This is a genomic window from Streptomyces sp. FH025, assembly GCF_017427025.1.
GTDB lineage: Bacteria > Actinomycetota > Actinomycetes > Streptomycetales > Streptomycetaceae > Kitasatospora.
On record NZ_JAFLNG010000153.1, the window covers coordinates 1 to 12,744 of the forward strand.

At 67.8% G+C, this 12,744-nt stretch carries 9 protein-coding genes; all 9 read left to right on the forward strand.

The window, feature by feature from the left end:
- Nucleotides 1-305: hypothetical protein (locus J0670_RS13770; RefSeq protein WP_207811831.1), on the forward strand; the 305-nt coding region annotated here is incomplete at its 5' end.
- On the forward strand, nt 305-1,513 hold the full coding sequence (locus J0670_RS13775; RefSeq protein ID WP_207811832.1) for a WXG100 family type VII secretion target: 1,209 nt from the start codon (nt 305-307) through the stop codon (nt 1,511-1,513). The genes J0670_RS13770 and J0670_RS13775, both read left to right, overlap by 1 nt.
- 14 nt (nt 1,514-1,527) lie before the next feature.
- Nucleotides 1,528-1,872 carry a DUF6086 family protein gene (locus tag J0670_RS13780; protein WP_207811833.1) on the forward strand — a complete coding sequence of 115 codons (345 nt, stop codon included), beginning with the start codon at nt 1,528-1,530 and terminating at the stop codon, nt 1,870-1,872.
- A gap of 461 nt (nt 1,873-2,333) precedes the next feature.
- Nucleotides 2,334-3,842: a hypothetical protein gene (locus tag J0670_RS13785; RefSeq protein WP_207811834.1), complete on the forward strand. Its 1,509-nt coding sequence runs from the start codon at nt 2,334-2,336 to the stop codon at nt 3,840-3,842.
- Nucleotides 3,842-4,675 (forward strand): hypothetical protein, encoded by an 834-nt coding sequence (locus J0670_RS13790; protein ID WP_207811835.1) that lies wholly within the window; start codon nt 3,842-3,844, stop codon nt 4,673-4,675. The genes J0670_RS13785 and J0670_RS13790 overlap by 1 nt, the downstream gene beginning before the upstream one ends.
- On the forward strand, nt 4,668-9,140 hold the full coding sequence (locus J0670_RS13795; protein ID WP_207811836.1) for a hypothetical protein: 4,473 nt from the start codon (nt 4,668-4,670) through the stop codon (nt 9,138-9,140). The genes J0670_RS13790 and J0670_RS13795 overlap by 8 nt, the downstream gene beginning before the upstream one ends.
- Nucleotides 9,127-10,293, forward strand: a complete 1,167-nt coding sequence (locus tag J0670_RS13800) for a Wadjet anti-phage system protein JetD domain-containing protein (RefSeq protein WP_207811837.1) — start codon at nt 9,127-9,129, stop codon at nt 10,291-10,293. Before J0670_RS13795 ends, J0670_RS13800 begins: the two co-directional genes overlap by 14 nt.
- Nucleotides 10,294-10,517: 224 nt before the next feature.
- The gene (locus J0670_RS40255; protein ID WP_207811838.1) at nt 10,518-12,185 is read left to right on the forward strand and encodes a tetratricopeptide repeat protein; all 1,668 of its coding nucleotides are present in this window, start codon (nt 10,518-10,520) and stop codon (nt 12,183-12,185) included.
- Between the two features lie 87 nt (nt 12,186-12,272).
- Nucleotides 12,273-12,503 (forward strand): hypothetical protein, encoded by a 231-nt coding sequence (locus tag J0670_RS13810; protein WP_207811839.1) that lies wholly within the window; start codon nt 12,273-12,275, stop codon nt 12,501-12,503.
- Nucleotides 12,504-12,744: the final 241 nt, after the last annotated feature.

The window sequence follows — 12,744 nt, forward strand, 5'->3', positions numbered from 1 at the left end:
GTGCGTTGAGGGACGCCGCCGCAGGCGTGAACGGCACCCTCGAGGAGGTGAGCCGGCGGAAGGTCACCGACATACCCCATGACTCGTCGGCGATCGGTCATGGCCACCTGGCGAGTACGCTGTCCGATTTCCTGAGTCGATGGAAACGTGGCGTGGACAACCTTGCCAAGGACGGCAAGGAGATCAGAAGCCGGCTGACGCTCAGTGTGAATGCCTATACCAAGGCAGAGCAGGACGCACACCAGCATGTCGCGCGGAGCGGCAGCATGGTGACCGCTCCCGGGGCCGATCCCGGAGCGCATTGATGGCAGCCGAACTCGGCACCACGAGCGATCCGAAATCGTTGATCCCCGGAAGCCCGGCGGCGATCTACGCGACCGAGGCCGAACTGCGTTCCTATGGCGACCATCTGCATCAGGCAGGAGCCGGACTCCAGCGGATCGACACGGCTGACGGCTGGCGTGGAGAAGCCGGAGACGCATTCCGTCACGCATTCCATGGGCAGCCGGGGAAGTGGCTTCAGGCCGGCGACGCATTTCACGATGCCGCAGACGCGCTCAAGAGCTATGTCTCGACTTTGGTGTGGGCGCAGGCCCAAGCGGCCACAGCGGTCAGCCAGTGGAGCTCCGGTGACAAGGCGGCAGCGGGTGAAACGCTGCGCAGTGCCAGAGAACAGCTGTCGTCTGCTGGTGACACCGCAGCTGACAAAGTCGGGAAGGCTCGTGACCTGGCGCCGCCCAAGCCGGGTTTCTGGTCCCGTCTGGGCGATGACATCGGCGGGTTCTTCTCCGATGCAGGGCATTTCGTCGAGAAGGCCGGAGAGGTGCTTCTCGACGACCTCGCTTCGGTGGGCAACGCCATGGTGCACGACCCGGGTGCCGTGCTCGAACTGGCAGGTGGGCTGAGCCTGGCGGTGCTCGGCGCGGGCGGCGAGATCGGCGGCTTCGCCCTCGACGCCACCGGTATCGGGGCAGTGCTGGGCGTGCCGGTCAACATCGTCTCAGCCGCAGCCATTACCGGCGGTCTCGGAATGACGGGCCTTGGCCTGAACACGATCATGCAGGACGCGGCTGGTCCGGACCGGGTCAACATGAGTTCCGACGGAGGCGGTGGTGGCGGTGGGGGAGACACTGGCGGCGAGCCCGTCTCGAATCGCGTCCGGCCACCGCGCGAGGGCGACACCAACTACGTCGTCGACAACCCCTCAGATCTTTCGGATACGATCACCGATATCGATCGAGTGGAGAACGGGACCCTCTGGGAGGAGAAGACGGCCACTGGCCAGGACCCGCGGATGGACCCGCAGAAGTGGGTACAGAAGAATGTCGTCAAGAAACTCGACTCCTATCTCCGCGCTCGTCCCTATCTTGAGGGCTACGAGGATGCCCCACTTGGCATGGACTTCACGGAGCCGGGAGCAACACCTCAGTTCAGGGCTGCGGTTGAGCAAGCTGTCGAGGATTGGAAAGCTGCCAATCCGGGCGTAGATGTAACAGTTAGGTGGGCGCAGTGAGTTGTACTTTCCAGGTGGGGGACGAGATCGTCTGGGATCCGTCGAACACGGTGGCCAGGCTGTTCACCGGAGAGGCAGCGGCGGTGGCATCCGCATTCGGGCTGGATTCGGGAATCGGCGAGATCATCGAGGACGAGTGCGAACTCGATCTCCCGGTTCTGGAAGCCTTTGTCGCCGAACTCGTGCGGCGGTATCACGAGGCGACCCACCCGATCCTGCGATCACTCACGGTGGGTTTCATCGCCACGGCGTCGGTCCTGGTCGAGCGGGCCGGCGGGCGGCTTCCGTCCGGTGAGCCGGACCAGGTCACGGCCTGGGCCCGGTTGCGCCAGGAGCACGCGAGATCGATGCCGCGCTGAGAGCGACCGGATCGGTCGCAGGAGCGCCCTCGGCTGTGTGTCTCCTCCTGGCGCAGGGCCGTGAAGGCGGCGATGGACACCGTCGGGTGCCGGCGCGGGGCCGTCGGCTCGGCGAGTTGGAGGACCTGCTCGATGGTCGTGTGGGGCGCTCGGAGGCCTTCTCCCCGATCCGGTGGCCGCGGGCTGCAACCCGGGCCACCGCGTGTGGTGTCGTGGATGGGCGGTGTGAGGGCAGGGGAGTGGGCGCCGTCTCCGAGCAGGGCTGGGACCGGGCCGGTATCTGGTCTGTGGCTTTCGTGTTGTCCGGGCTGGCTCGTCGGCGTGGCGTCCCCGCCCGCTTTGGCGTCATTCGTGCTCATGTCGCATCGGACTGGTCGTTTAATCTCCGGTTTGATCATTGAATCAGCCTGGTTTGTCCATTCAGCACCACAGGCCCATCAAGATAGCTAGCGTGTCATTTCGTGGCCGACACCCAGAACTCCACCCCGGCACATCTGCCTGACGAAGGCCTTGCGCGACGGGCGAAGGCGCTTGCCTGCGCCGCGCGGCTACAGGCTCTGGACGACAACAAGGGCAGTCTGCGCTGGGTGGATGCCTCGGTGTACCAGATGGCCGAGATCGCGTTGCACACCATTGATCAGGTCACCGTCTCAATGGACTTCGACTCCGGGGCCAGTCAGGAGCGGATCCTCGACCAGGTCCAGCGGTTCGTAGCGCTGCAGGCTCCGGTCCGTGCGGCTACGGAACACCAGAACGTGGCCCGTCACGTACTGCAAAGACTGATCAACGTCGGCACGGTGGACCGAAGCTTCAGCCAGACCTACGGGTCGGTGGACGGCAGCGGTGTCTACCGGCGCTTCACCTTCGAGTTCAACCTCCTTGTCGAACGGGCCGATTTGGACGGGAGGATCTACCTGCGCGCCACCGACGAGGCCATCAACGTCCTGGTCGGTGCCCTGGACACCGACGTCGAGTCGGCCCAGATCGCCGCCGAGGTGAAACTCGGCAGCCTGATCAGGCGCGGACGCCTGGCCGAGGCCAAATTGGCAGCGGAACAGGCCAGGTACCGGACCGTGCAGTACGGCGAGATGCTGCGGCAACTGCTGGATGCCACCAGGCGCAACGTCCGGGCGGTGGACTGGGATCACGAGGTTCCCGAGCTCCTCGCTGACGCACTCGCCCATATCGAGGAGCGGTACGACTTCGAGCACCGCATCCTGACCAATATCAGCGAGGCCCGCGACAAGTCGGACGATCCGCTGCAGAAGCAGCGGGCTGCTGAGCTCGTGGTGATCGTCCGCGACTGCATCCGTCGTCATATGCAGTTGCAGAAGAGGCTGCTGACTGCCGGTGAGCTGTTCCGCAAGGAGCAGGACCGGCAGCAGTTCGCCGAGCCGCCCCGCCGGGCCGCGCTCGACCTGCACGGGCAGTTGCTGGTTCCCCTGCTCGGTCTCCCGGTGCGGGACGCGTCGCGGGTCGGCACGGGGTTCTTCCGGGACGCGAGTGGACCGGCAGCCCCCGCCGTGCTGGGCTTGGCCTCCCTGGTGACCCGGCTGCTCCGGTCGGCTCCAGAGCGGCAGCGGCTTGGCGACGAGGTGCCCGAGCCGATCCTGGACGGGGCGGGCGAACAACCCCCCTTCTCGCTCGAGGACTGGGCCGCCACCGATGAGCTCCTCGAACTGCATGACGCACCACGGACATTGAGCGACCTGTTGATGGCGGCGGAGGCGATCGCTCCGAGCACGGCCACGCTCCTGTTGCACCGGGCGGTCCATGCGTTCAGTCCGGAACTTGGCCAGCACATCGAGCAGGGCGACACCGAAGTGCTGCTCGCCGTCCGTAGCGGTGGCCAGCTCGACCTCCCCCGCTTCGGCGGGGACGACCTGTTGCTGCAGACCGCCTCGATCAGTGAACCGTTCGTGGGCAGCGGCCCCGATCAAGGTGACGACTCCGCCAAGGAGGCCCGCTGATGACCGACACCTTGACCGTCTCCGATGCCGAGGGGGCCGCCCAGCTGATCGCCTTTGGCATGCGGCCCCGGCAGCACCCCTCCCAGGACGCCGGCTACGAGACCCTGGTCCGCCGCTACCACCAAGACGACGGATTCCAGCTGCTCACCGCTCGTATCGCGGCCGGCCTCGGCCTGCGGGTGGTCAAGGTCACTTCTGCGGCCGGTGCGGTGCTCGCCGCGGCTGAGGGCTCCGTTTTCGAGACGCGGATGGAGGACTACGCCCGGTTCTCGCGTCACCGCGGGGACGGCGAGAAGGTGATGCACGGCATCATCCACCTCGCGGTGGCGACCCTGGTCTTTCCGCGGCCGGCCGACCTGGCCGACGACGGTCACCTCGGACGCGTGACGGCAACGGTCGTGGACCAGACGGTTCGTGAGATCTGTCGCAAGCTGAAGCTACGGGCGGACGAGAGCGGGCGGGACGAGGACGCGCCGTCCGAGACTCCGGAACTGGAGCGGGCCTGGCGCGCCTATGCCCGTCGCCCGCCGACAGCGACGACCAAGGACGACCGTGCCGCCCCGAACTCGACCAGCGCGATGATCTCCCGGGCGCTGCGGTTCCTTACCGACCAAGGTCTGCTCGTGGCCCTTGAGGACCCCGACGGCGAGACCATCTACCGCGGTACACCGCGCTATGCGGTCCAGATCCGCGAGTTGGCCTCCACCGCTGCCTTCGCCGAGTTGCTGAGCATGGGCGTCGTCCCTCCGATCACTGACCCGGGCGGCACGCTGCGCGTGACCTTGCCCCCCGCGCGAACCGCTGAGCAGTCGGAAGGCGGCGGCCATGTATGAGCTCTCCCGAGTGTTGTTGAAGTCCGTCGGCCCGCCCGGAGCCCGTTACCAGGACGTCCTGCTCGACTTCAGCGGCGTCGGCCGGCCGGTAGCGGGGACCCAGCTGGCGATCTTTGGATCGGGGGCACCGGCTCGGCGTCCGTCACCGGCCACCGTGTTGTTTCTGGAGAACGGCGGCGGCAAGTCCGTCCTGATCAAGCTGATCTTCTCGGTAGTGCTGCCGGGACGGCGGCAGGTCGTCGGCTCGGCCGGCAGCGGTGTACTGGAGCGTTTCGTCCTGGACAGGGACACCGCTCATGTGGTGCTGGAATGGACACATGCCCGTAGCGGTCGTCGGCTTATCACCGGCAAGGTCTCAGAGTGGAAGGATCAGAGGCAGACGTCCGACCCGCGGAACCTGATCGAGCGCTGGTACCACTTCCGCCCAACGGCGAACTTGGGCATGGAGAACCTGCCGATCGCCTCGAGCAACCACTACCTTCGGCTTGCCAGTTATCTGGGCGAGCTGAAGCAGGCGGACGCCGACGACCCCACGATGGAGTACGACTCCTTCGAACGCCACGGGGAGTGGACGGACCGGCTGGCCGAGCTGAGTCTCGACCCGGAGCTGTTCCGCTACCAGCGCAGCATGAACGCGGATGAGGGCGAGGCCGCGGAAGCCTTCTCCTTCGCCAGCGACGCGGCCTTCGTCAATTTCCTGCTGGGGGCGGTGCTGCCGACCGGACCGGCACGCGAGTTCGCCGACTTGCTGGACACCTATGCGGGGCGGCTCAGCCGGCGCAGCCAGTTGCTGCTGGAACGAGACTTCGTCGACGGAGCCTTGGAGATCCTCGCACCACTGGCAGAGGCGCGGAGCAACGCCGACCGGGCCCGTCGGCAGAAGACCGCCGCGGCCCGCGAGATGGCCGTTCTGCTACGGCGGCTGCGGGCCCGGGCCGAGGCCGAGGCCGAGGCCGGGGCCCGGTTGCAGACCGAGTCCAAGCAACTCGCTGCCGACCTTCGGGATCAGAAGGGTGAGCACGCCCGCCTCTGCACAGTGACCACCGAGCTCGAACGGCGGTTGGCCGGCCTGCGCCTTGAGGAGGTCACCAACAACCACCAGGAGGCTGAGGAAGCCGCGAAGCTCGCCGCGCAGGTCGCAGCGGCTTGGCAGCTCACGCCACTCGTGATCCGGCACCTCACCGCCGAGCAGCGGCTGCGGAACGTCCGCTCCGTGGTGGAGGCCGCCGAGGCGGCAGCGCGGCCCGCTCTGCTCGCCCGTGACCGGGCCGCGACCCGGCTCGCGGCAGCACTCGACTCCTCCATGCGGTCCCTGATCCAGAAGGCTGAGGCTGCCGAGAGTTCGGCGGTGGAGGCCGGTGAACACGCGGAGAAGGCCCAGGCCGAGCACAACGAGGCCGTTGCCCGGGCTGCCGGGCAGGACACCGAAGCCGAGGCAGCGGAGAAGCGGATCCAGGAGGTTCGGGAGGCGATGGCCGCCGCCGTCCTGGCGGGCCTGTTGCCTGACGACATCACCGCGGCCGAAGGTCTCGGCACGGCCGAGACGGCAGCCGCTGAGAACGCGACTGCGCTCGACCTGCTGGAGGCAGAGGCCGAGCAGCTGGAAACCGACCAGCAGCGCGCAGCCGAAGCCGTCCAGATCGCCGAGCAACGTCTCGCCGAGCTGCGCCGGGCACTGGACTCCGCCAGCGGCGACTGGGAGTCGGCCACGGCCCGCACCGATCTCCTCAGCGCGGATCCGGCCCTTCCCGAGCTGCTCGGGTATCCGGGCGGTGATATGGAAGTGGCCGCCGACGCGCTGCTGAGTCAGCTCTCCGAGGTGCACGACAGGGCGGTGGCGACGATCACCGACCTCCGGGTAGACGAGGCACAGGACGAGCGGAACCGGCTCGCCCTGGAGGAGACCGAGCTGCTGCCGCCCTCGGCCGAGGCGGTACGGGTCAAGGAGACGCTCACCGGGGACGGCATCACGGCGTGGACCGGGTGGGAGTACCTGGCCGCCATCCCCGACGTCGATCGCCGCCGCGCGCTCGTCCAGCAACTCCCGCAGTTGACCAGCGGTGTCCTGCTCAACAACCCCGAGCAGCTGGACCAGGCACGCGAAGTGCTCAACGGGCGGGAGCTGCATCCCATCGGCTTCCTGCCGGTCAGCACCACCACGGCCATGGCAGCCGGGCACGCCGCGCTCAGCGGGGTGGACTTCGTCGTCCCGCCGCACCCCGGCCTCTACGACGAGCAGGCCGCGGACGCGGAACGCCGGATGCTGCAGCAACGCCACACCCGGCGGCAGGAACACCTGGCCGAACAGGCAGAGCGCCGCGATAGCGCCGCCGCGCTCTCCGCGAGGATCCAGGAGTGGCGTCGCGACTTCCCGCCCGGTCGGCTCGCCCAGCTGGAGGAACACCTCACGGCCGCGCGGGAGTCGGTCTCCGAGAGCGAAGGCCAGGTCGCCGAGCTGCGAGCCGCGCTCAAGGAACTCATCACGAAGCGGGCCGCCGTGAGGCAGGCCGTGATTCCGGTTCGGGCCGCCCAACGCGGTCTCGACGACAGGGTCCACCGGCTGCGGGTACTGGCCGACCATGAAAGCAGGGTTGTCGGCTGGCGGACCACGGTCGCCCTGCGGCGGGAGGCCGCCGAGCGGGAACGCGAGATCGCTCGTGCCGCCGCCGAGCAGGCCCGGCAGGGTCGCGAGCGAGCCGCTGGCCTGCTGCGTGAAGCGGACGGAAACCGTGCTTCGGCCAGCCGCCTCGCTGAAGAGGCCGCTCTCCTGACCGGTGAAGCGGAACCCCACGCCGCGGCGGATCAGCCGACCGAACCGCTCGAAGTGCTGCGGCGCAGCTATGCGAGTGCCGCGGAGACCTATCTGCGGGCTTCGGTCGGTGACCAACTGCTCTCCGACCTTCGTCAGGCCGAGGCCGAATCTGCCCAGCTGGCCCTCGAACTCGCCGGACACCCGCAAGAAGTGCTGGAACGGGCGCAGCAGCTGTTGGCCGGCCCGGAGGGAGCGGATCAGGCGTCTCGTGAGCTGGCCAGGAGGTTGGCTGAACAGGCCGCACCGGAACTGCTGAATCGCGCCGCCGAGTTGAGTGCCCTGCTGGCCAACCGGCGTGAGGAATATGAGCGTTTCGCGGAGCCGGCCGAGGAGATCGACCTGACCCCGTTCGAACGGCCGCGCCACATTCCCCATGGCCTGCGGCTGATCGAGGAGGCCAAGCAGACTCGCGCGGAGGCGCTCCGCACCGTGCTGGATCTCGAAGGCCACAGCAGCAGGTTGGAGCGTGCTCTGGCGGAGACCAGTACGTTGCAGCAGGCCTTCGAGAGGTTCGGCGCGGACTGGCCTGAGTTCGCTGATGCCGACCCGGCCGAGCTGATCGAGGCGGAACCGTTCGAGCCGGATCTCGCTGTCGCTCAAGCGTTGCATCAGGCAACCCGCAACGCTCATACCGACGCGCGCAAACTGGCCGGCGCCGCGGAGGACGCGGAACGCAAGCACGCCGACCGGCTCGCCAAGCACGCGAGCCAGCCGCGCTTCCTGGCCCTGGAAACCGCCAGCCACCAGATCGTGGTCAACACCGACCGGGCCGCACTTCCCGGATTCGCGGCCGACTGGGCCGATGCCATGCGCAGCCGACTGCGCTCGCTCACCGACGACTTGGCTGCCATCGAGCGCCATCGGACTCAGATCGTTCGCCAGTTCGCCCAGCAGGTGAGCGAGGCGCTGCAGGTGCTCCGCCGGGCCGAACGCTTCTCCCGACTGCCGAAGGGCTTGGGCGGCTGGTCCGGGGAACGCTTCCTGAAGATCCGGTACCGGGAGGTGAACGAGGCGGGTCTGCGAGACCGGATGGGTGTGCTCGTCGACGAGTTGGCCGCCGAGACGGTCGAAGCCGCGGCGGCCGGCCGTGAACTGAAGCGCGATGGGATCCCGCTGATCCTCAAGGGGGTGACGAACGCGGTGGCCCCCGATGGGTTCAAGGTCACTATCCTCAAGCCGGACGCGGTACTGCGAACCGAGCGGGTCCCGGTCTCCGATCTGCGCGCGGTCTTCTCCGGTGGCCAGACGCTCACCACCGCGATCATCCTCTACTGCACCATGGCCGCGCTGCGGGCCAACGACCGCGGCCGAGTGGGGAACCACCACTCCGGCACGCTGTTCCTCGACAATCCCATCGGACGAGCCTCCGCCGGCTACCTGCTGCGACTGCAGCAATCTGTCGCCCGGGCACTTGGCGTTCAACTCATCTACACCACAGGGCTATTCGATACCACTGCGCTGGACATGTTCCCGCTGGTGGTCAGGCTTCGCAATGACGCGGACCTCCGGGCCAAGCGGAAGTACCTGTCCGTGGCAGAGGTCTTCGGGCGCTATCTTGACGAGTCCTTGAACCGGTTCGACCAGCCGCAGCTCACAGCGACCCGATACTTCCTCAAGGACAAGTCCAACGAGGGCGACGATGAACTCGGCTGATCAGGCAAAGGACCCCAGCGATGAAGCAGTGGACCTGCTCCGCCGGCTGCGGGAGCACGCTCTTCAGAACGGCTGGCGGGGCACCGCGGGCAAGGACATGCCGATCGCGGACGTCCTCTCCGTCCTCCGGAAGGTACCCGTGCCGCCGGGCCGGGAACGAGAGCTGCGCGCCCGGATCCTTGCCGACCACTTGGCGGAGCTGAAGGGCGCTCAACTGCTCACCTACCCAGCGCCGAAAGACCGCGACAAGACGGCGCCCCCGCGGACCGTCCGGCTGCTGCCGTTCCGTCCGGCCGTCCGACGAATCCCCGCGATGCCGGTCTGGCACAGCAGTCTGTCCTGGGCGGAGCGCTACTGGGCCCTGCCTCACACCACCGACAAGATCCGTGCCGCTTATGAAGCGCTCAACACGTGGCTCCTCAGCGGCCGGCCAGGACTGCGGTTGCCGGTTCGTGAGCGGGCGCTGGAGATTTTCGGCAGACATCCGTACTTTCAACAACCAGCGCACCCCGCGGAGAAGATCTTCGACAAGCTAAAGGCGAAACCGCTCTTTTCCGACCCCGCGGAGCTCTTGAAGCTGATCAACGCCTTTCACGTCGATCCGCCGCTCCTCACCAAGGCATTCGCTACGGTCCCGCTGGAGGAGGACAGCGGATACCACCGCCTCGGCCGGGGACGCGGACTTCTGGTGATTGAGAACTCCACCACCTACTGGTCGATTTCACACATGCTCCAGCACATCGACCACAATCTCGGGTATGTCGCCTGGGGTATCGGCAACACCTTCACGGGCTCGATCGGCAGTATCGAGCACCGCGATGACATCTCACACATCGTTTATTTCGGCGACATCGACACGACCGGCCTTCGCATCCCGATCACCGCACTCAGGCACCGGTTGCCCGGAATTCCGCCAGTGCGGCCCGCGGTCGAGCTCTACGACGCCCTGCTACACCTTGGCCGGCCCAGCCGGGCGATGCCCAAGGAGGCCCGCGTCTCGCCCACGGAGGCCGACCGCCTCACCGCCTGGCTGCATCCTCGCCACCGTGCCCGGGTCACCGCCCTCCTGCTGCGTGGCGAACGACTGGCCCAGGAATGGGTCAGTCTCGACTACCTGAGCACACGGGCGCACTGGTACTCGGATGTGCGCTGACGTAACCCCGACCCCGCCGACTCGTTCTCAGGGAGGCCGGCGTCGGCCATCCGCGCAACCGGCCGGCAGACAGCCGAAGAAGCGAGAGGCCGGTCGAGTTGTCTTCTCAAAGCATCACCTTTCGTGACGTACCGACCGGCCCAGGCGGCCACAGATCCTGGATCTACCGGCCCGGACTCTCGAAACAGATCATGTCTGCGCTTTGGCGGGACGGCATTGTTGTAGTGACCGGAGGAATCGGCGTCGGAAAGACGCATCTGGTCCAGTGGGAAGTCCGCGAGATCTGCAATGAGCTAGGGCTGATGGTCTACCCCTGGCACCCCGGTAGCGGCAGCGATCTCAAGGCGAAATTCAATGAATTCGTATCGATCGAGCTGCCAAGGATGCCCCGGCCGATCGTGCTGCTCCCCGACGCCGACCTCGGCCCGGACGACCTCCCCGATGCCCTGTCGGCCTCCGGTGCCCAGGTAGTCATCGTCTCGAGAGACCCGGGGAGGTGGCGTCACAGAGCCGCAGTGGTGGAAGTCGGGGCGTTTGCCCGAGCGGAGTCCATCGCCTTCCTGACCCGTCATCAGGCCAGTCTCACCCCGCAAGACGCCGCTCAGGTGGCCGAACACCTCAGTGATCTGCCATTGGCACTCGCACAGGCCGTTTCCCACATTCGTTCCGACGACACGGCGGAGAGCTTCCTCAGACGGTTGCGTTCCCAAGCCCGGGTGGTTTTCGGAACCGGCGGGACCGACTGGTACCAGTCCACGCTTGCCGTCGAGATCCGGCGCGCCATGGACAGCTTGCCCGCAACCGGCCCGCCATCCCCATTCGACGTCCTTGGCGCGCTCGCACTGATGGACGGCGGGCCCTATCCGCTCAGCGCGCTCGGCAGGGGCCTGCGGCGCTCCTCCTGGCGGTCGGCCGGCACCTGGCTGCCGACCGACCGCCAGGTGCCGCCGCACCGCCTCACCATGGCGTTCCGCGCCCTTGGCCAGCATGGGCTGGCACGGGTCGGCGCCGACGAGGTCCAGCTCGACTGGCTGACCGCCCAGGTGGTCCGCTGCCTGCTCGAGTCGTCTGAACGATGCTCTGCCGGGCTGCTGGCCGAGTCGATGCTGCTCGGGACCGTGTCGGCCGGCCGCGGTCTGGCCGAGTGGGAGGACTGGCCCAGTTGGGAGTTGAGCGCGCGGCCCTTGATGTCCATCGACCCGGAGCACGTCACCTCGCTCCAGGGCCGCTACGCCCTGCTGGCCGCTGTTCACTACACCCTGGAACAGGGCCGTGCCGATGAAGCTCGCGGACGGCTGTTGCAGCTCAAGTCCGTCTGGCACCGGGCCGGTGACACGTCGAGGGAGGGGCTGGCGCGCACGTGTGATCTGCTGGCCAGGGCCGGCCTCGAGCTGGGATACGTGAAGGACGCCCGAGAGCATGCTGAAACAGCATTCCGGGAAAGCCGGTCGGTCCACGGGATCGGACACCCCGACACCATCGCCAGCGCGCTGACCTGGGCCATGGCCGCGGAACGCGTGGACTGGCTCCCTGAATTGAAGGCTCTAGCCGACGGTGTTCCGGATCATCGTCTGGCACTGCGGATTGATTCCGCGATGGCGCGGTTCGAGCTGCGCTCCAGTCACGGCCCCCGGCCGGTCGCGGCACTCCAGAGGATTGTTCAGGAGCAGATCGACATTCTCGGCGAAGAACATCCGGACACCCTCTCCAGCCGTCACCTGCTGGCTTGCGCTTACGCTGAGAGCGGTCAGGCGAACGCGGCTGTTGACGAGTTCGCGCGGGTGCTCAGGGGGCGGATCTCGACACTGGGCATCGGCCACCCCCGTACAGAAGAGACCAGGGCGGCACTTCGGTGCCCGCGCGAGTCCCTTCCGCCTCAGACGACGGATTAGGTCCTGGCCGGAGGATCACGCTCTGACCCGCATCTGCCCCTGGGCGCCGTCCCCAAGGGCGGCAAGCCCGCCGAGGCCTTCGACGGCGTGCTGGAGGAGGTGCGGATCTGGCGCACCACCCGCACCCACGAACAGCTCCTGGCAGCTCCTGGACAACCTGTTCACCCGGCTCAAGGGCGAGAAGAAGGATCCGGTCGCCCACTGGCCTTCGACCGGGACTCCAATCTCGCCCGCGGCAGCCAGGACTTCACCGGCGGCGGTTCCTGCACCCTCACCTCCGCGGACGGCAGCGTCACCGTCGACCTGAGCGTCGGCTGACCACGCCGCGCTCCCCGCTCGGCACACCGGGCACCTGCCGCCCGAGGTCCGGGGCCGGCACTGCTCCTCCAGGCCGTAGCGGACTCGGCCGGCACCATCGACCGAAACGCCTCGGCCGGGATGTTCCCGCAGCTCCAGCACGGCCGCCCGCCAGGTGCCGCCGCTTCGGACGCCGACGCCGGCGGGGAGTGCCTTCGGCCCGCCCGCCCCCGGGCGGGCCTGGAGCCGTTCGGCACGAGTT

Bases quoted from the DNA above. Each gene is read 5' to 3' on its own strand.
- J0670_RS13800 (WP_207811837.1), top strand. From the start codon at position 9,127: ATGAACTCGGCTGATCAGGCAAAGGACCCCAGCGATGAAGCAGTGGAC.
- J0670_RS13795 (WP_207811836.1), top strand. From the start codon at position 4,668: ATGTATGAGCTCTCCCGAGTGTTGTTGAAGTCCGTCGGCCCGCCCGGA.
- J0670_RS13790 (WP_207811835.1), top strand. From the start codon at position 3,842: ATGACCGACACCTTGACCGTCTCCGATGCCGAGGGGGCCGCCCAGCTG.
- J0670_RS13775 (WP_207811832.1), top strand. From the start codon at position 305: ATGGCAGCCGAACTCGGCACCACGAGCGATCCGAAATCGTTGATCCCC.